Source organism: Anaerotruncus sp. 1XD42-93 (genome assembly GCF_009917605.1).
Classification (GTDB): Bacteria; Bacillota; Clostridia; order Oscillospirales; family Ruminococcaceae; genus Anaerotruncus.
On record NZ_QZEG01000009.1, the window covers coordinates 61,785 to 79,359 of the forward strand.

General features: G+C 56.0%; 18 protein-coding genes. 14 read left to right on the forward strand and 4 right to left on the reverse strand.

Annotation, left to right across the window (positions count from 1 at the left end):
- Positions 1 to 110: 110 nt before the first annotated feature.
- Both D5269_RS05535 and D5269_RS05540 read right to left on the reverse strand, forming a co-directional pair.
- Positions 111 to 551: an RNHCP domain-containing protein gene (locus D5269_RS05535; RefSeq protein WP_016316953.1), complete on the reverse strand. Its 441-nt coding sequence runs from the start codon at positions 549 to 551 to the stop codon at positions 111 to 113.
- 249 nt (positions 552 to 800) lie between these two features.
- On the reverse strand, positions 801 to 1,760 hold the full coding sequence (locus D5269_RS05540; RefSeq protein ID WP_120484010.1) for a hypothetical protein: 960 nt from the start codon (positions 1,758 to 1,760) through the stop codon (positions 801 to 803).
- Positions 1,761 to 2,533: 773 nt separating this feature from the next.
- On the opposite strand from D5269_RS05540, the gene D5269_RS19000 reads away from it, so the two are divergent.
- Both D5269_RS19000 and D5269_RS05550 read left to right on the forward strand, forming a co-directional pair.
- Positions 2,534 to 3,568 carry a papain-like cysteine protease family protein gene (locus tag D5269_RS19000; protein WP_158604865.1) on the forward strand — a complete coding sequence of 345 codons (1,035 nt, stop codon included), beginning with the start codon at positions 2,534 to 2,536 and terminating at the stop codon, positions 3,566 to 3,568.
- 140 nt (positions 3,569 to 3,708) lie between these two features.
- Positions 3,709 to 4,065 carry a hypothetical protein gene (locus tag D5269_RS05550; RefSeq protein ID WP_155846427.1) on the forward strand — a complete coding sequence of 119 codons (357 nt, stop codon included), beginning with the start codon at positions 3,709 to 3,711 and terminating at the stop codon, positions 4,063 to 4,065.
- A gap of 103 nt (positions 4,066 to 4,168) precedes the next feature.
- Here D5269_RS05550 and D5269_RS05555 read toward each other — a convergent pair whose 3' ends face one another.
- Entirely contained in the window at positions 4,169 to 4,621 is a 453-nt protein-coding gene (locus D5269_RS05555) for a DIP1984 family protein (RefSeq protein ID WP_120484013.1), read from the reverse strand.
- A 377-nt stretch (positions 4,622 to 4,998) separates the two neighbouring features.
- Between D5269_RS05555 and D5269_RS05560 the strand changes: the two genes are divergently transcribed.
- The 12 genes from D5269_RS05560 (at position 4,999) to D5269_RS05615 (ending at position 16,561) form a co-directional block, all read left to right on the forward strand.
- Complete coding sequence (locus tag D5269_RS05560) at positions 4,999 to 5,310, forward strand: hypothetical protein (RefSeq protein WP_016316947.1); 312 nt, start codon at positions 4,999 to 5,001, stop codon at positions 5,308 to 5,310.
- A gap of 4 nt (positions 5,311 to 5,314) precedes the next feature.
- Entirely contained in the window at positions 5,315 to 6,349 is a 1,035-nt protein-coding gene (locus D5269_RS05565; RefSeq protein ID WP_120484015.1) for a V-type ATPase subunit, read from the forward strand.
- 233 nt (positions 6,350 to 6,582) lie between these two features.
- The gene (locus D5269_RS05570) at positions 6,583 to 8,571 is read left to right on the forward strand and encodes a V-type ATPase 116kDa subunit family protein (protein ID WP_016316945.1); all 1,989 of its coding nucleotides are present in this window, start codon (positions 6,583 to 6,585) and stop codon (positions 8,569 to 8,571) included.
- 282 nt (positions 8,572 to 8,853) lie between these two features.
- A complete protein-coding gene (locus D5269_RS05575) occupies positions 8,854 to 9,285 on the forward strand; it encodes an ATP synthase subunit C (RefSeq protein ID WP_016316944.1) in 432 nt (143 codons plus the stop codon).
- An 11-nt stretch (positions 9,286 to 9,296) separates the two neighbouring features.
- Positions 9,297 to 9,605 carry a V-type ATP synthase subunit F gene (locus D5269_RS05580; RefSeq protein WP_016316943.1) on the forward strand — a complete coding sequence of 103 codons (309 nt, stop codon included), beginning with the start codon at positions 9,297 to 9,299 and terminating at the stop codon, positions 9,603 to 9,605.
- Positions 9,606 to 9,633: 28 nt separating this feature from the next.
- Positions 9,634 to 10,239: a hypothetical protein gene (locus tag D5269_RS05585; RefSeq protein ID WP_016316942.1), complete on the forward strand. Its 606-nt coding sequence runs from the start codon at positions 9,634 to 9,636 to the stop codon at positions 10,237 to 10,239.
- Between the two features lie 15 nt (positions 10,240 to 10,254).
- Positions 10,255 to 12,012 (forward strand): V-type ATP synthase subunit A, encoded by a 1,758-nt coding sequence (locus D5269_RS05590; protein WP_016316941.1) that lies wholly within the window; start codon positions 10,255 to 10,257, stop codon positions 12,010 to 12,012.
- Positions 12,013 to 12,032: 20 nt separating this feature from the next.
- Positions 12,033 to 13,427 (forward strand): V-type ATP synthase subunit B, encoded by a 1,395-nt coding sequence (locus D5269_RS05595; RefSeq protein WP_016316940.1) that lies wholly within the window; start codon positions 12,033 to 12,035, stop codon positions 13,425 to 13,427.
- 22 nt (positions 13,428 to 13,449) lie between these two features.
- Complete coding sequence (locus tag D5269_RS05600) at positions 13,450 to 14,070, forward strand: V-type ATP synthase subunit D (protein WP_016316939.1); 621 nt, start codon at positions 13,450 to 13,452, stop codon at positions 14,068 to 14,070.
- Positions 14,071 to 14,234: 164 nt separating this feature from the next.
- Positions 14,235 to 14,933 (forward strand): DUF6033 family protein, encoded by a 699-nt coding sequence (locus tag D5269_RS05605; RefSeq protein WP_120484017.1) that lies wholly within the window; start codon positions 14,235 to 14,237, stop codon positions 14,931 to 14,933.
- 11 nt (positions 14,934 to 14,944) lie between these two features.
- Positions 14,945 to 15,643, forward strand: a complete 699-nt coding sequence (locus D5269_RS05610) for a DUF6033 family protein (protein WP_120484018.1) — start codon at positions 14,945 to 14,947, stop codon at positions 15,641 to 15,643.
- A 90-nt stretch (positions 15,644 to 15,733) separates the two neighbouring features.
- A complete protein-coding gene (locus D5269_RS05615) occupies positions 15,734 to 16,561 on the forward strand; it encodes a hypothetical protein (protein ID WP_120484019.1) in 828 nt (275 codons plus the stop codon).
- Positions 16,562 to 16,721: 160 nt separating this feature from the next.
- Here the strand turns inward: D5269_RS05615 and D5269_RS05620 are convergent, their stop codons facing one another.
- Positions 16,722 to 17,561, reverse strand: coding sequence for a hypothetical protein (locus tag D5269_RS05620; RefSeq protein ID WP_120484020.1), 840 nt, complete (start codon positions 17,559 to 17,561; stop codon positions 16,722 to 16,724).
- Positions 17,562 to 17,575: the final 14 nt, after the last annotated feature.

The following is a 17,575-nucleotide window of genomic DNA, read 5'->3' on the forward strand; positions in this document are numbered from 1 at the left end:
CAAAGGGTACAGCCGGCATAGGTTTCTCTGATCATATCGCTCCCCCTTCCCATATCGTATAGATATGACAACAGGCGTCCGGCATAAATGGCCGGACGCCTGTTGATTTTTTAAAAATGCGAATCTGGCTCTAACGAGCCTGCTCCGCCCATGAGCGCGGTCAGTTCGCTGATCCGTTCCAGCGGGAACGGCGGTTCGGCCAGCGGTTTCATGGCAATCGACATCAGCTTCATCGGGTTGTCGTCCGCGGCAGCGCGGTTGGAACTGAGCTTCCCGCAGCGGCGGCACCTGTGGATGATTGCCCATTCGCCGCCCTTGCGTACCCACACACCGATCGGCTCCATGATGCCGCCGCATTCGGATGCGCGGTCTCCGGGCAGTTCGTCCACATGCAGGCTGGATAGGCAGTTGGGGCAGTGGTTGCGGTGGTCGCTCCCTGCGCCTGCCGCAACGACCGGACGTCCGCAGACTTTACAGGTAAAGCTGTCGTGACACGCGTGCGTTTTATAATATCCCTTTTGTTTTTGGATTCGTTTCTGTTCGCGATTCATAAGCTCCTCCGAAAAGTATGTTTTTTCACATCCTTCCGGGAGGTTGATAACCAAAGGTGCACTCCATACACCGGCGGGCTTATGCCCGCGGCTTTCAATGCGGGGTGGCACTGAAGCCGTTTGACGATATCGTCAAAACGCTGAAATACGAGTACTTCGATTCTAACAGCAAACCTCCCGGCTTTCTGCTATTACCGATGCAGCATATTTTTTCTGTTTTTTCATAACGCAAAGATTCCTTTCCGATTGTCAATAGTTCCAATAGCTGTCCGGCATCTCCCGGTCGAGCCGGCTGGAGACAGCATGGTCCGGATCCAGGCCAGCCTGCTTTGCCTCTTCGCGGGTATATTCCCTGTCGCTTCCGTCAAATTTATAGACGGTATGCCGCTCCCGCCAGTTGTCGCGTTTCTGCTGGTAGCGTTCGGCTTTGCGATCTTCGGCGCGCTCCCGGGACTCCTGCGAAGCCTTGTAGACGCTGTATCCGCCGTTGTAGAGGTAACAGCTGTCAAAACAGACCTCATAGTCGGTGCCGTAGTTCTGCGCGTTGAGCGCAAGCCAGGCAGGGGTCAGCGCGCTCTCGGAGAACTCCACCGATGCGATCTGGAGGTTGTCCAGATAGTAGTAGACCAACCCGTCGTTTGCCTTAACCAGCAGGGTGTGCCAGCCTTCCTCGAGCTCAAGCGAGAGATACTCCTGGTCTTTGGTATCGTAATACCGGCTTGTGGTTGACCATCCGGACTTGATTGCGGGATTGGCGTACTGAACCGCCAGAGAGCCGGACCCGTTGGTCACGACCGCCATCCCGGGCATCACGTCGGAGTTGCCGCCGTACACATCCACCCGGAACTCCGCGCGGCGGCGTCCGGGGTTGCCCTCGACCCATGACTCGTCGATCTTGATCTTGGCGGCTGCGGTCCAGACCGCTCCCGGTGTCTTGTTGACAGCCATCCTGCGGCCCTGTAAGGCGTAATAGTTCCCCTGCATATCGGCAGGCCGGTTGGAGGTGGCTCCCTCCCGCCCGACGCTCAGGTAGAGCTTGCCGTTTGCATAGTCGAACCCCTCCGGCTCATAGCGGTCGGTCTGCCAGTAATCGGCGTTCGCGCGGTTGGAGAACCCGTCTCCGGTGAGCAGGGTCGCCGCGGAAACCGGCGCCGAAAGCGCGGCTGTCAGCGCGAGCGCAAGCCCCAAAATGCGGGCAGTCTTTTTCATAAGTCGTTCCTCCCTTGGCCGTTTGTGTGCGATGGGGTTCCGCTGCGTACGCACAGCGGCGGGGGTTCTGCCCCTTGACCCCGCAGCCTCTGAAAAGGCTGGCAAAACGCTTTGTTCACGAAAGTGAAGGCTCCGGTTCCAGTATACCAACAGCAGAGCAAAAAAGCAAGCAAAGAGAGGTAAAAAAACGGCCTCATCCGGCCGTTCCTGCCTGTTTTAAGAATCCCCGTACCCTCCCTCGCCGCAACAGTCAATGCGTGGTTGTGCAGTGTCAGTGGTAACAATGCGCGTGTTACAATGCTGGGCATAACAATCAACCGGGGAATCGAACCCCGCACGCAGGCCCTTCTGCGCGTCCATATGCTCGGTCCCTCACAGAACCATGTCCGGCTCTTTCCACGGCCGGAAGCGGTCGCATTCGCCCTGTTTGCGGCTACCAACAGGCTTATCGTTTGCAGTCCGTGGGCAACGCCCCCCTGCAGAACATTTTGCTGAATCCGCCAGCTGTCCATCCGGGCTGAACAGCATCGTATATCAGTATCTTAAATATCATAAGAATTTTAACTCATATAATAAATATTAATAATAATGTATTTATAAAAATATTAAATGTGTTATAATTATTTTGTTAATGAAGAAAGGAGATCATAACTATAACAAATCCAAGGTAAACTAAAAATTCAGAAAAGGCTTTGACAGAGAGGAGATATAAAAATGTTAAAAAAATTATAAGCTTTGTTGTGTCGATAGCAGTATTGATGAGTCTATCAGTGGTGGCATTTGCATCCGGGAAATCAGACAATATTCATGAAATTTTTTCTGAGGAGCAATTATCTTGTATACAAAACTTACTATCAAGTTGGATGGTAACGGAAAAAGAGACTCCCTTGATTAGTGGAGATCAGTTACAGCTTGGAGGCCAAATACCTGTTTATGAGTATACAGATTTTAACATTTCAGAATTTAGTCAAGTCAGTTATTATCCTGTGTATTTAAATAATGTAGTTATAGGCGTATTGGGCGTCCACGGAGATAAGGCAAGCCCAACGTATTCTTTTAGTCAGGACTGGGCATCGAATATAAACAAATACTTAAATAATGGACAAGAAGATTTTTGCATTATAGTCACTAATGATAGTCTTTATTTTAAAACAGATGAAGATGTACAGATAATTGAGGAGTACAGCTTTGCAAGCTCTTCAATAGAGCATTTAGAGAATGGTTATAGTGATAAAAAGATGGGGCAAGATATGAATCCAACGGACTATTACTCAGCGAAAGAACGATATTCATTAGACATTCCGTTGCAGTCAAGAGGGGCTCAGGTAATAGAGGTAAATGTAGGAACCTATAAGCAGTCTTATGGGGAATGCTGGGCCGTTTCAGTGATGTTAACAGAGAAATTTTTGACAAAAAGCAACAAATATACTCCTTTGCAGATTGCTGATAAAATGGGAATAGGTTATAATGAGGGAGCGTATGATTCAGATGTTGTAAACGCTTTAAGCAAGTGTTATGATATAACAGGAAGCAAAAAAGGAAAACTAACACCTAATCAAGTTAAAACATACATGAATAACCAGAAACCTGGTATTATTAATTGGCAATCTACAAATTTTGCGCATTACACAGTGCTTTGCGGCTTTTCTTCCGATTCTCTTGCAGGGGAGTACGGCATTAGAGTAAGCGATTCTAATAGTGGAACATATAAATGGCTCTGCAAAAAAGGAAGTCCCTCCTCTGCACTGAATTTCCAATACACATATGGAAGCATTGTATACAACTGGTATTCAACGATAACAACTTGAAAATCATGGGGAATATAAAACGAAATTTTCTGCAATTTTTCGCGGGAATCATGATAGCACTATTGCTGATGGGGTTATCCTGTGTAAAGATTTACGCAGGACAATCAGCGACGCTCTTATACGAAACATCAAAAGGAGAGGTGCTCGCAGAGAAGCGGCTCAACTGTCCGGATGAAATCGAGCAGCTTTGCTGCCTGCTTTCGGATGGGTCCGATCTGCGGGATCGGGATGGGCAGATTATAAAGCGGGGCGGTGGGGCGATCCTTCGGATCACGGTGGCCGATGAGGAAGGAGTATCCCGGTCGTATACGGTTTATCGCGCAGTTCCTGAATCATTGGGGCGAGAAGTGATGGTAATTCGGGAAGAGAGCGGAAGAAAACGCTATCAGGAGCCGGAAAAATTTGAGAATCTGGTTTTATTGACAGAGTATCATCGGTCGAAAAGGTGCCCGCAAACGGGTGCCGAACAGGGTCTCTTGGTGCGTGAAATCAACTGACAGTTGTTTTATACCGATCATGAAGAGGGGCTTTTTCCTTGTGGAAAGGCCCCTCTTTCCGTTCTTTTGAACGATAATGCATCCGAAAGAATGGAAGGGGTTTTTACAAAAGCTCGGTGGACCAGTTGGCGGACTGGATGGCGTTGTCCACCTCCCGCAGCCGGCGGGAAAGCACATCCGCCTTTTTCTGGTACTCGGGCACCGGTATGGTGCTTAGAATCCGGATCTCCGAACGGGTGGCCCGGCGGGTCAGACTGCTGGCGGAGGCCAGGAAATCATGATAGGTTTGCAGCCGCAGCTTCAGACAGTCCCGGCGGGCCAGCAGCTCGGTCAGCGTGCCGGATTCGGTCCGGGTTTCGCTGTTGGTGCGGTTGATCCGGGCAATCAATCCTTCCAGCTGGGCGACGCAGTCCTCATATTCCTCCATCAGGGCGGCCGGGTCCTCGGCGGGCTTTTCCCCTTCTTGGACGGTTGCGTTGTTGCACAGACGGCTGGAAAGCTGGTTGATCCGTTTTTGCAGGCCGGTACGAAGCTGCAATGCTTCCGCAAGTTTCATGGCAAAGTCCTCCATCCGTTTTTTCCAGTATAGCAAAAGCTGGAAGGCCCGTCAAGGTTTTGGCCCGGATGGAAGCCCGAGGAATAGGGGGAAGGATTCACCCTATCATCTGTTTTTAAGATGGGGTTTTGTGCCGGAGGGGTATGTGCAAATTCAACAAGTCAGGTCGCTTTTAGATAAAAAAATATACAATTAGCACAGAGAAACTTTGAAAAAAGAATTTCGTTTAAAATTTAACTTGAAAAATTTCCGTAATCAGGCTAAACTAGGGACGTTTCCAAAAGTTTGTTTTTCACTGGATGGAAAATAATAGAGGGACAAAACGGAAGCCATATTTTTGCGATTGCCAGACATGAAGAAAAGAAAGGGTGAGCTTTTTGGAAGAGGTAATCAGGCGCCTGATCGAGTATGACGAAAAGGGACAGCAGCTTGTGCGGGAAGCACTGGATCAGCGCCGGGAAGTCATGAGCCGCATGGGGGACTACAAACAGGAGATGGCCAACCTTTACCGGGACCACCTCGCGCGGCATATGGAAGACTGCCGCCGGGAGGCACAGGCCGAAAAGGAAGAGCAGTTTGTGGAAGCCCGGCGCAGGTACGACCTCCAGATGGAACATCTCCGGCAGACCTATCAGGAGAACGGGGAACGGTGGATCCGGGAGATCGTCTCCCGCTGTATAGGCGGGTGAGGCGATGAACAGATCCGCGAATGCAGCCCTGGCAAAGGTGCGGGCGATGTATGGGCAGATGCTCACCCGCACACAGTACGACGACCTGATCCGCCGGCAGAGCGTGCAGGAGATTTCCGCCTATCTGCGGGAAAAAACCAGCTATGCCGCCGCGCTTTCGGGGGTGCAGGACAGCGCCATCCACCGCGGGCAGCTCGAAAATCTGCTTCACAAGGACCTGTTTCACCAGTATATCCGGCTGGTGCGGTTCCTTGGCCCCCATCACCACATGGGTTTTTATGTGGTGATGGACATGGAGATCAACCTGATCCTCACCTGTATGCGGGATCTGATCTCCGGGCATCCCGGGACGATGGTTGCGGAGATTCCCGCGTTTATGAGCGCTTATGCGTCGTTTGACCTGTTCGCGCTCGCACAGGTGCGGGATTTCTCCCAGCTCCTTGAGACAGTCGCGAATACCCCCTATGGGACGGTATTGCGGCAGTGTGCACAGGCGGATGTCCGGGACGGCAGGGTGGATTATACCGCAGTGGAGGTCGCGCTGCGCACCTATTATTACACCACCCTGCTTGGCTACTGCGCGAAACTGCATGGGGAAAGCCGCAGGCAGGTGCAGGAGCTGATCAGCCTGCGGGCGGAGACGAGCAACCTCAACACCATCTTCCGGCTCAAAACGACCTTCCAGGCGCCTCCCGAACGGATCCGGAAGATGCTGCTGCCGGTCCGCTGCCGGATCGGGGAAAAGCAGCTCAACCGGCTGGTGGAAGCCCGCGATGCGCAGACGTTTATGAAGATGCTGTGCAGTATCTCCCCCTATAAACGGGCGCTCTCGCCTGAGATGAACTACATCGAGAGCGGGACTGAAGCGATCCGCTGCGGGCTGATCCGGCACAAGCTGCACTTCTCGACCGACCCGCAGGTGGTGTTTCTGGCCTTTATCCTGCTGCGCCAGATCGAGGCGGAAAATATCATCCGGGTGATCGAGGGGGTCCGCTACCAGCTTCCCCCCGAACGGATCGGCAGCCTGCTCTGCCACTAGGAACCTGCATCCACAGTAAGGCGAAACCATGCAGGCAATATTTTGTGTATTGCAGGGTTTTGCAGCGCGGCAGGCCGGCAAAAGGCCTGTTCGGGCGGCGTCAAACACTTGTGAATACGGGTTCTAAGGGCTGTCTGGAAAAACGGAATCTTCGTCTTTTTCCGTTTCAAGCAAGCCCTACCAAGCGTGGGGCCGGAACGGTCCGGCCCGCGCGGAAGAAAGGACGAATCGCCATGTCTATTGCCAAGCTTTCGCTGGTAAGCATTATGGGCGACATGAAGCATTTGGACGACGTGCTTCTGCGGGTGATCGAAAACGGGGCATTCCACCCCGAACCATCGATCCATACTGCGGGGGAGGTCGCCGGGTTCAAGCCGCTTTCGGACGAGAACCCCTATGCCGAAATGCTCAGCCATGTGGTCGATCTCGGTGTGACCGCCGGGATTCACCCGGAATACATGCCGCAGTATGTGCAGAAGGAGGACCTGGAAAAGGTTATCCAGACCAGTGCTGACGATTACAAACAGTTTTACACCCGGTTCAAGGAGGAACTGGATGCGCTGCGGGAACGCCACAACACACTCCAGCGGGAGATCGAACAGGATGAAGGCGCGCTGGTGCATATCTCGCACCTGGTCTCGCTGGACGTCCACTTTGACAAGATTTTCAACTGCCGGTATACCAAGGTCCGGTTTGGGCGGATGCCGGTCGACAGCGAAGCCAAACTCGCGCTTTATAAGACCCGCCCGTTTATCTACAAATCGTTCGATACCGAGGAGGACTACAACTGGAGCGTCTATTTCTGTCTGACCGACGACGCCCCTGAGATCGACAACCTGTTCTCCTCCCTCTATTTCGAGCGGGTGCGGGTGCCCGAGTTCATCCATGGGACCCCCGAGGATGAGATCGCGCGGATCAAGGCGGAGCTGGAGAAAAACCGCGCCGAGCGGGAACGGGTCAACGAGCAGTGCAGGCAGCTGATTGCCCAAAACAAGGAGGAGTATTTCCGGCTCTATACCCGGCTCAAATTCCTCTCGGATTCCTTCAACCTGCGCAAATATGTCGCGGTGCTCAAGCGAAACTTTTTCGATCTGTTTTACATCACCGGGTTTGTGCAGGAGGAGGATGCGCAGGCATTCGCCGCTGTGTTTGAACCGCTCGACGGGGTAACCGTTGAGCTGAAGCCGCACGATGCGGACAAACGTCTGGTCCCGCCGACCAGGCTGAAAAACGGCTGGTTTTCCAAGCCGTTTGAGATGTTCGTCGAAATGTACGGCCTGCCGGCCTATGGGGACTTCGACCCGACCCCATTTGTCGCCTTCACCTACTGCCTGCTGTTCGGCATCATGTTCGGGGATCTCGGGCAGGGGCTGCTGCTCGTGCTGGGCGGATGGCTGCTCTGGTGGAAAAAACGGCTGAACATCGCCCGGGTTATCAACCGCATCGGGATTTTTTCCTGCATCTTCGGGACCTTCTATGGCTCGGTGTTCGGGTTTGAACATCTGCTCGACCCGTTCTACCAGAAGGTGTTCGGGCTTCCGGGCAAGCCGATCGAGGTCATGGCCCCCGAGAATACCAACCTGGTGCTGCTTTCGGCGGTTGCGCTCGGTGTGGTGCTGATCTGCTCGTCAATCCTGCTCGATATTTATATCAGCGTGCGCAGGAAGGACTGGGAACGCGCATTTTTCTCCGCCAACGGCATAGCGGGATTCCTGTTCTATGGGTCGATCCTGTTCGGTGCGGCGGTCCTGTTCCTCACCGGGAAAAACTATTTCACGGAAGCCTATATCACGCTGTGGATCATCCTGCCGCTGATGCTGATCCTCTTTAAGGAGCCGCTCGGTGGACTCAGCCAGGGCAAAAGCGCGGAGGAAGCCCGCCCGGAGGGCGGCTACACCGGCTATGTGCTGATCGGCTTCTTTGAACTGTTCGAGGTGGTTCTGAGCTTTTTCTCAAACACCATGTCTTTCCTGCGGGTGGGCGGGTTTGTTCTGAGCCACGCGGGGATGATGGCAGTGGTGTTCACCCTCTCGGAGATGGTGTCCCATTCGGTCAGTCCGTTTGTTCTTGTTGTCGGGAACCTGTTCGTCATCGGCATGGAAGGGCTGATCGTCGGCATCCAGGTGCTGCGCCTCGAGTTCTATGAGATGTTCAGCCGGTATTTCGACGGGGACGGCAGGCCGTTTGTACCGATCCATGTCACTACCGCCGAGGAAGCGTAACCCCCGCAAGACTCAAAAGTTTCGCCCGCCTTTTCAAAGGCGGCGGATTCCAAAGGCAGAGCCTTTGGCCGCGCTCCGCACTGCGAGCCGCAGCGAAGCGTTTCGAGCGCAACCCGCCGAAGGCGGGCTCTTGGCGCGAGATGAGCGCGGAACGCCTGCCTAGGCGCTGGGCGCCCGCCTGAGAAGCGCCTTTTTCGGGTGAATTGCCGCGAAGCGGCAGGAGGGTGCTTTTTGCAAGAAAAAAGCACCTTTCCAGATATAATGAATTTGGAGGGATTTTCTATGATGATGTTGTTTGTTGTTCCGACGATGGCTGTCCTGTTTGCCGCTCTGCTGCTTCTGCCGATGCGCAGAACACAGACGGTCCATACCGGTGTGAAAAAGCGGGTATTCGCCAACCTCGGCGTCTTTATGGTTGCCGCCCTGCTGCTGGTCGCGCTCTCTTCCGGCGTCTCTGCGGAGGCCGCTCCTGCCGCAGCGGAGGCCGCGGCAGCTGCATCTGGTTCGGGCATGGGCTTTATCGCTGCCGCCCTCGCAACCGGGCTTTCCTGCCTGGGCGCGGGCATCGCGATCGCTTCCACCGCCCCTGCCGCAATCGGCGCGTTTTCCGAGGACCCCAAAGCATTCGGTAAGGCGATGATCTTCGTTGTGCTTGGTGAGGGCGTCGCGCTCTATGGGCTGCTGATCTCGATCCTCATCATCAACAAGCTCTGAGGAAAACGGCGATGAAATTCTACGCATTGAGCGACAATGTCGATACCGCAATGGGGATGCGTCTGGCGGGGATCGAAGGGGAGGTCCTTCACACGGCCGAAGAGGTCTCCGAGGCAATCAAACGGCTGGCGGCGGACCCGCAGATCGGGATTGTCCTGATGACCGAAAAGCTGGTCAATGCCTGCCCCGAAACAATCTACCGCTATAAGCTCAGCCAGAAACGCCCGCTGATCGTCGAAGTCCCCGACCGGCATGGAAAAGGGGACGTCTCCCAGATGATCGAGCGGTATGTGGGCGAAGCGATCGGCGTCCAGCTATGACGCGGGAATGCATACGAGGTGAAACGACATGCCAAATACAGTAACCCACAAACTCGAATTATTTGAGGAAGCGATCCTTGCGAAGGCCGCCGCCGAGCGGCAGGAGGCTGAGCAGGTGACCGAACGGATGAAGAAGGCCGAGCTGGACAAAGAGGAAAACCGGCTTTTGAACGGCCTTTACCAGCAGATACAGGACCAGATCCACCAGATGCAGACCGAGAATGTCAAGGAGATTTCCCGGAATGCGCGCGACCTGAAAAAGCAGCTCTACCAGCAGCGGGAGCAGTATCTCGCGGAGATCATCGCCCGCGCCCGGGCCGAACTCGCGGTCTTTTCCAAAGGGCCGGACTATCCCGCCTACCTCGAACGGCAGACGCAGAAGCTCGCCGCAGACTGCCCGGACGATCTGCCGGACGCCGAACTGCTGCTGCGCCCTGAAGACCTCCCGCTTGCCGGACAGGTCAAGTCGGCCTTCGGCAGGGAATGCACAGTCGATGGGTCGGAGCAGATCCAGCTTGGCGGGGTTCTGCTGCGCAGCAGGGCCCGCGGGATCGAGGTGGACCTGACCCTCGACTCCGCGCTGGCTGAACAGAAGGACTGGTTTTTCAGCCATTCCAACTTCCATTTAGAATAAAGCGGGGTGAACGGTTTGCAACCAGTTGTCTATTCGATTAACGGCCCGGTCATCACCGTGGAGGGTGCGACCGGCTTCCAGATGATGGAGATGGTCTACGTCGGGGAAAAGCGCCTGATCGGTGAGGTCATCAATATCTCGTCCAGCCGGACCACCATCCAGGTCTATGAGGTTACCACCGGGCTGCATCCGGGCGAGCCGGTCTCCGGCACCGGCGGGCCGCTCTGCGCTACCCTCGGCCCGGGCATCCTTTCCAACATCTTTGACGGGATCGAACGCCCGCTCGACGTGATTGCAAAACAGTCGGGCGCATTCATCCCCGAGGGCAGCGACATCCCGGCCCTCGATATTGAAAAACAGTGGGAAACCACCATCCGGGTCCGGGAGGGCGACCAGATCAAGGGTGGGGACGTCTACGCCGCCTGCCAGGAAACCGCAATCATCGAGAACCGCGCCCTCTGTCCGCCCGGCCTGACCGGGACAGTCGTTTCGGTGGTTCCGGACGGGGCATACCGGGTCTTTGACCCGCTGGTCGTTGTCGAGGACGGGCAGGGCGTCCGGCATGAACTCTGCCTTGCCCACAAATGGCCGATCCGGGTACCGCGCCCGGTGGCTGAGCGCCGCCCGATCGAACGCCCGCTGATTACCGGCCAGCGGGTGATCGACACCCTCTTCCCGGTTGCCAAGGGCGGCACCGCCGCAGTGCCGGGCGGGTTCGGCACCGGCAAAACGATGACCCAACACCAGCTCGCCAAATGGAGCGATGCGGATATCATCGTCTATATCGGCTGCGGCGAGCGCGGCAACGAGATGACCCAGGTGCTCAAGGAGTTCGGCGAGCTGATCGACCCCAAGTCGGGCAAGCCGCTGACCGCCCGCACCGTTCTGATCGCCAACACCTCCAATATGCCGGTCGCGGCGCGCGAAGCCTCGATCTATACCGGCATCACCCTCGCCGAGTATTACCGGGATATGGGCTACCATGTCGCGGTCATGGCGGATTCGACTTCCCGCTGGGCCGAGGCGCTGCGGGAAATCTCCGGCCGTTTGGAGGAGATGCCCGCCGAAGAGGGGTTCCCGGCCTACCTGCCCTCCCGCATCTCCCAGTTCTACGAGCGCGCGGGCTACATGGAGAACCTGAACGGCACCGAAGGCTCGGTGACGATCATCGGGGCGGTCTCCCCGCAGGGCGCGGACTTCTCCGAGCCGGTCACCCAGAACACCAAGCGGTTTGTCCGCTGCTTCTGGGCGCTCGATAAGAGCCTCGCCTATGCGCGCCACTATCCGGCGATCAACTGGAACACCAGCTACAGCGAGTATCTGGACGATCTCGCGCCCTGGTACGCCAAAAACATCTCGCCCGACTTCATGGCCTGCCGGCAGCGGATCGCCAACCTGCTGCTCGAAGAGAACAAGCTGATGGAGATTGTCAAGCTGATCGGCTCGGATGTACTCCCCGATGACCAGAAGCTGGTCATCGAGACCGCCCGGTTGATCCGGGTCGGGCTGCTCCAGCAGAACGCCTACCATCGGGACGATACCTATGTCCCCCTGCCCAAGCAGCTCAAGATGATGCAGGTCGCGCTTTATTTCTACGACAGGTGCAGCGCGGTAATCGCCCAGAACCTGCCGATTTCGGAGATTCTCGAAACCGGGCTGCTCGATTCGATCGTCAAGATCAAATACGACGTGCCCAACGACCGGCTCGACCTGTTTGACAACTACTACAAAGAGATCGACAGCAAGCTGGAACAGCTTGTCCGGCAGCTTTAAGAGAGGAGGCTGGATTTCAGATGCTTCAATTTACAGGACTCAGCGAGATCAACGGGCCTCTGATTGCGCTGGAAGGGGTACCGAACGCCGCCTTTGAGGAGATGGTTTCGCTCAGGATGGACAATGGGGAAAACCGGTTCGGGCGGATCGTCCAGATCGACGGCGGGCGCGCGGTGATTCAGGTTTTTGAGGGGACGCGGGGCATGTCGCTCGACAACACCCGCACTACCCTGCTCGGGCATCCGATGGAGATGCCCCTTTCCCCTGAACTGCTCGGTCGGACCTTCAATGGTGCGGGCCGCCCGATTGATGGGCTGGGGGAGGTCTTTTGCGAGAAGAGCGCGGATATCAACGGCAAGCCGCTCAACCCGGTTTCCCGCGAATACCCGCGCAACTATATCAACACCGGCATCTCGTCGATCGACGCGCTTGCCACCCTGATCCGCGGGCAGAAGCTGCCGATCTTCTCCGGCTCGGGCATGGGCCACAACAAGCTGGCGGTACAGATCGTGCAGCAGGCCCGGCTTTCGGGCGCGGATGCGGACAGCTTTGTGATCGTCTTTGCTGCAATGGGGGTCAAGAACGACATTGCCGACTATTTCAAACGCTCGTTTGAAGAGGCGGGGGTCATGGAGAAGGTGGTCATGTTCCTCAACCTCTCGAACGACCCGATCATCGAACGTATCCTCACCCCCCGCTGTGCGCTGACAGTTGCGGAATACCTCGCCTTCGAACGGGGGATGCATGTGTTGGTCATCATGACCGACATCACCTCCTACTGCGAGGCGCTGCGCGAGTTCTCCTCCTCCAAGGGGGAGATCCCCGGGCGAAAGGGGTTTCCCGGCTACCTCTATTCCGACCTCGCGTCGCTCTATGAGCGGGCCGGGATCGTGGAGGGGTGTCCCGGCTCGGTCACGCAGGTGCCGATCCTGACCATGCCCAACGACGATATCACCCACCCGGTTCCTGACCTGACCGGCTATATCACCGAGGGGCAGATCGTCCTCGACCGCCAGCTCGACCAGACGGGTGTTTATCCGCCGATCTCGGTACTGCCCTCTCTTTCCCGTCTGATGAAGGATGGCATTGGTGAGGGATACACCCGCGCCGACCATTCCGACTGCTCCAACCAGCTGTTTGCATCCTATGCGCGGGTGCAGGATGCGCGGGCGCTCGCGTCGGTCATCGGTGAGGAGGAGCTTTCGGATACCGATAAAAAATATATGTTCTTCGGACGCAAATTCGAGGAGCATTTCGTCAACCAGGGCGCACAGGAGGACCGGCCGGTCGAAAAGACGCTCGACCTCGGATGGCAGCTGCTCTCGCTGCTGCCCCGGGAGGAGCTTGACCGGGTGAACGACAAGGTGCTCGACCAGTTCTACAAGCCCGAACAGGCTGCGGAGAAGTTCGCATGACCGCGGGAGAGGAGGCCGGAGGATGGCAAACCCGCTGAATATCACACCGACCAAGGGGAGCCTGATGGCGGTACAGAAATCGCTGTCGCTCTCGACGCTCGGGTTCGACCTGCTCGACCGCAAGCGCAACATCCTGATCCGTGAGATGATGCTCCTGATCGACCGGGCCAAACAGCTCCGCGGGCAGATCAGCTCGACCTATCAGGAGGCGTACGAGGCGCTTCAGGAGGCGAACATCACGCTGGGCATGGTGCAGGAGCTTGCGGAGGCGGTCCCGGTGGATGACAGCGTGCGGATTTCTTACCGGAGCGTTATGGGGGTCGAGATTCCGAACGTGAAGATCGCCGAGCAGCAGATTGAAATCTGCTACGGCTTCGACCGCACCAATTCCCGGTTTGACCACGCTTATGTCTGTTTCCAGAAGGTCAAGCAGGTCACCGCGCTGCTCGCCGAGGTAGAAAACAGTGTCTACCGGCTGGCTAACGCGATCCGCAAAACCCAGCGGCGCGCCAATGCGCTCGAAAATATCGTGATCCCCCGTTATCAGGAGACCGCGAAGTTCATCACCGATGCGCTCGAGGAGAAGGACCGCGAGGAGTTCAGCCGGCTCAAGGTGATCAAAACCCTCAAGATGAAAAAATAAATCACCCGGAGCGGGACGCCGAAAAGCGTCCCGCTTCTGTTTGGCGCAAAGCAGGAGGATGCCGGGCCCGACCGTATGTGTGCGTTGTATGTTGGAAAAATCCTGCCGAAAGGTTCAGTTGCGGAAATTTCTGCCGACAATTAAAGTAAAGGGAGGTCGGCAGGATGGTTTCATCGGTGGAAAATCGGGATGTTGTGCCTTTTCGGGTACGTCAGGCCCATAAGGGCGCGCAAAATCTGAGTGTTTCGGGCGCGGGCTTTCTGGATACGGTCGCTGCGCTGTACCAAAACAACGACCGGGTCGCGGCCTATCGGGCGCATCTGGAAAAGAAGTATGGGAAGGTGACGATCCAGGACGTCCCGAAAGATCAGGAGAGCCTTGAACGTTTGGGCAGGCAGATGGGCGGCAATGATGTTGTGATTGCGCCGAATATGCTGGAGCAGATGGCCATCCAGCCGGAAAAGGCCACCTATTATGAGCGCAGGATTGACGACTTCTTCCGCGCAACCCCGGTATTAAAGGCGCAGTTTGCTGCACAGGGGCTGACCTATGAACCATGTGGCGTTGTGATCCATGCGGATGGGACGGTAACCTGTATCTGCGGCGGCGGGGACTCCCCCGAACGTGTGGCGCAGGTCAATGCGGTCAACAAGGCAAAGCGGGAAAAACAGGCTGCACATCAGAAAGCCCGGGAGCAGTTATGGCTGGAACAGCAAGCTGAACGGGAGTGGCTGGCACAGCGGGAAGCGGTGACAGCTTGGCTGCGCCAACGTGAAGGGGGAGCGGATACCAAAGTCGTCTGGATTCCAGAAACCAGCCAGATCGACAGCTGGTTGACCTTGCAATATGGCAGCCGTTATTAAGGAGGGAGGTCATGGCAGTGCGGGTTATGAACAGTTACAATGGATATGCGGCGCGGAATGCGGCGGGCATGGCCAGGAAAAAGGATGCGGAACAGGCGGTGGAAAAAGCCGGAAGCAGACCGGAAACAACCGCGGACTATGTCCGTGAACTGGAAAAGCTCGTCCCGAGCGTGGAGCTGCGGGTTGGAAATACCTTCGCATCTGCCAAAACCGGCAAGACCCTGACGGTCAACCCCGGAATTCTGAATAAAATGCGGAACGATCCGGAGCAGGAAAAAGAAACCAAGGAGCTGATAAAAGGCGTAGAGTTCATGACAAAAATGATGGACAGCTTTTATAAGGCTACCGGACGGAAGCTGGTATACCGGCATAGCTATATAGATGAAAACGGGAAATATTACTCCTATGCTTATGTCAAAAAGGAGGATAAGTTGAGTCCGAAGCTTCGGGAAGAAAGGCGGAAAGCGACCGAAAGGCTGATCGAAAAAACCAGGGAAAAGACCGCGAAAAACAAGGCGGAACTGCAAAAGGCACTGGAACAAAAGAAAGCCGGAAAAAGGGATCCGGTGGAAGAGCGCATCCGTAAAAAAACCGCTGCTTCCGGGGATGGAATGATTTATCTGAACGACACAGATTTTCGCGCGCTTATCCGGTCTGCCAAAGGGAAGAACGGGAACTGGGCGGGCGCGAATCTGGATTTGCAGGCATAACGATAGCATCAAAGCACTTGTGAAAACAACGGGGTCGGAGACACACGAGCGTTTTCCGGCGTGTCCGAACAGGAAAGAGGAGGGATTTTTATGATGCCGATCAGTGGGTCAATCTACAGTTCGCTGAAACTGATGAAGCTGGGGATCAAATGGCAGCAGCGGAAAGCGGACCCCACCAAGCCAAAGGAGGACGAAGAGGACCCGCAGCGGGCACAGCTCGAAAAGCATCTGCAAGACCAGCTTGAGAGTACCAACAAAAGCAACATTCTGGCAGCGATTGACGGTAAGCTGAAAGCGGGCGGGGAGCTGACCAAGGAGGAGCTGGAGTACCTGAAGGTCCATAATCCCAAGCTCTACGAGGAAGCGATGGAGATCAAGCGGGAGCGGGAAGCGTATAAGCATGCGCTGAAAAACTGCAAGACCAAGGATGAGGTCGAGCGGCTGAATACCAATAAGCTCAACCAGTTCCTGGGTGAGGCAAAAGCAATCCGGAACAATCCGAACCTGCCCAAAGGTGTAAAGGTCGCGCAGCTGGAGAAGATACTCCGGCGGGTGATGGGGATTCAGACCGAGCATAACCGGTTTATCCAGAGCAAGGCGTATCAGGACCTGCCGCGCGAGGAGGAACTCCGGGAAGAAAAGGAGAAAAAGAAGGCCAAGGTGAACGATGCTGAGCAGCCGGAGCAGGAGCGGGAAGACCCGTTCGACCGCTCGAGGCAGGCGTCCGATGCGCTCGCAGACGAGCTTTCCGCCGCGTTTCGGGAGGTGGAACAGCCGGAGCGGGCTGAGACTGGGAATCCGGAAGGGAAGCCTGCCAAAGCCGATGTTCAGCCCGGCAAGGCAGTCACGGCAGATGTGGGTGCAGCGCTGCCGAAAGCGGAGCCTCCGGCCCCCCGGAAGCTTTCGATTACGACCTGATAGGAAAGGTCTGTTTGAGATATTTGGAAGGGGGCTTTTTGCAGAAGAAAAAGCCCCCTTCTCCTGTAAAAAAGAATCCCAGCGAAAAATCGCCGGGATTCTTTTGATTTAAAATGCACCGATTACGGGGTTGACTTTCCCGGTGGAGTAGACCCGGGAGTCAGTCGGAAGCCGGTGCCGCTGCGCCATAGTGTTCCAGAAGAGAGGAGAACGAGTAGCTGTTTTGCAGGCCTTTGCGTTCAAGTGCTCCGCCTGCCGGAATGATGATCTTTCGTCCGCCGCTGATGCGGATCTCGAGTGAAACGTCTGGGAAGGCGCGCAGAGCCGCCATCACCATTTCAGGCATCTCCTTGTAAGTGGTGGCGCTGATGGAGATGGTTTCGCCCGGCTCCGCTTTACGAATCTTAGAAACGACGGGATTCCAGAACGAGGCATTGGGGACAAGCACGCCGTTGCGGGCATAGCTCCAACTCGAGGTATCACCGTTGCCCCTGCCGCTCGGGCTGGCGGAGGATTTCGCCGGCTGAACCGGGGCGGGGGCGTCCGTCACCGCTGCTGACGCCGCTGTACCGTAGTGCTCCAGAAGGGAGGAGAACGAGTAGCTGTTTTGCAGGCCTTTGCGTTCAAGCGCCCCGCCTGCCGGAATGATGATCTTTCGTCCGCCGCTGATACGGATCTCAAGCGAAACATTCGGGAAAGCGCGCAGAGCTGCCATCACCATTTCAGGCATCTCCTTGTAAGTGACAGCGCTGACGCGGACGGTTTCTCCCGGCGCTGCTTTGCGAATCTTAGAAACGACAGGCTTCCAGAATGAGGCGTTCGCAACAACCACGCCGTTGTAGATAGAGCCCCCGCCTGATCCGCCTCTACCGCCTCTGCCTCCGCCGCCTCTGCCACTGTCGCTGTCCCTTATGCCCCCGTCCGCTGTCACGAGGATTGCCCCTGCTCCGCATGCCAAGACCAATGCAATCACGAGCAACAAGGATAGTGCTCTTTTCATGATGGAAACATCCT

What these genes read in the sequence shown, in the direction of transcription:
- D5269_RS05535 (WP_016316953.1), bottom strand. Translation starts at nt 551, where the DNA reads ATGAATCGCGAACAGAAACGAATCCAAAAACAAAAGGGATATTATAAA.
- D5269_RS05540 (WP_120484010.1), bottom strand. Translation starts at nt 1,760, where the DNA reads ATGAAAAAGACTGCCCGCATTTTGGGGCTTGCGCTCGCGCTGACAGCC.
- D5269_RS05555 (WP_120484013.1), bottom strand. Translation starts at nt 4,621, where the DNA reads ATGAAACTTGCGGAAGCATTGCAGCTTCGTACCGGCCTGCAAAAACGG.
- D5269_RS05565 (WP_120484015.1), top strand. Translation starts at nt 5,315, where the DNA reads ATGAACAGATCCGCGAATGCAGCCCTGGCAAAGGTGCGGGCGATGTAT.
- D5269_RS05570 (WP_016316945.1), top strand. Translation starts at nt 6,583, where the DNA reads ATGTCTATTGCCAAGCTTTCGCTGGTAAGCATTATGGGCGACATGAAG.
- D5269_RS05575 (WP_016316944.1), top strand. Translation starts at nt 8,854, where the DNA reads ATGATGATGTTGTTTGTTGTTCCGACGATGGCTGTCCTGTTTGCCGCT.
- D5269_RS05580 (WP_016316943.1), top strand. Translation starts at nt 9,297, where the DNA reads ATGAAATTCTACGCATTGAGCGACAATGTCGATACCGCAATGGGGATG.
- D5269_RS05585 (WP_016316942.1), top strand. Translation starts at nt 9,634, where the DNA reads ATGCCAAATACAGTAACCCACAAACTCGAATTATTTGAGGAAGCGATC.
- D5269_RS05595 (WP_016316940.1), top strand. Translation starts at nt 12,033, where the DNA reads ATGCTTCAATTTACAGGACTCAGCGAGATCAACGGGCCTCTGATTGCG.
- D5269_RS05600 (WP_016316939.1), top strand. Translation starts at nt 13,450, where the DNA reads ATGGCAAACCCGCTGAATATCACACCGACCAAGGGGAGCCTGATGGCG.
- D5269_RS05605 (WP_120484017.1), top strand. Translation starts at nt 14,235, where the DNA reads ATGGTTTCATCGGTGGAAAATCGGGATGTTGTGCCTTTTCGGGTACGT.
- D5269_RS05610 (WP_120484018.1), top strand. Translation starts at nt 14,945, where the DNA reads ATGGCAGTGCGGGTTATGAACAGTTACAATGGATATGCGGCGCGGAAT.
- D5269_RS05615 (WP_120484019.1), top strand. Translation starts at nt 15,734, where the DNA reads ATGATGCCGATCAGTGGGTCAATCTACAGTTCGCTGAAACTGATGAAG.
- D5269_RS05620 (WP_120484020.1), bottom strand. Translation starts at nt 17,561, where the DNA reads ATGAAAAGAGCACTATCCTTGTTGCTCGTGATTGCATTGGTCTTGGCA.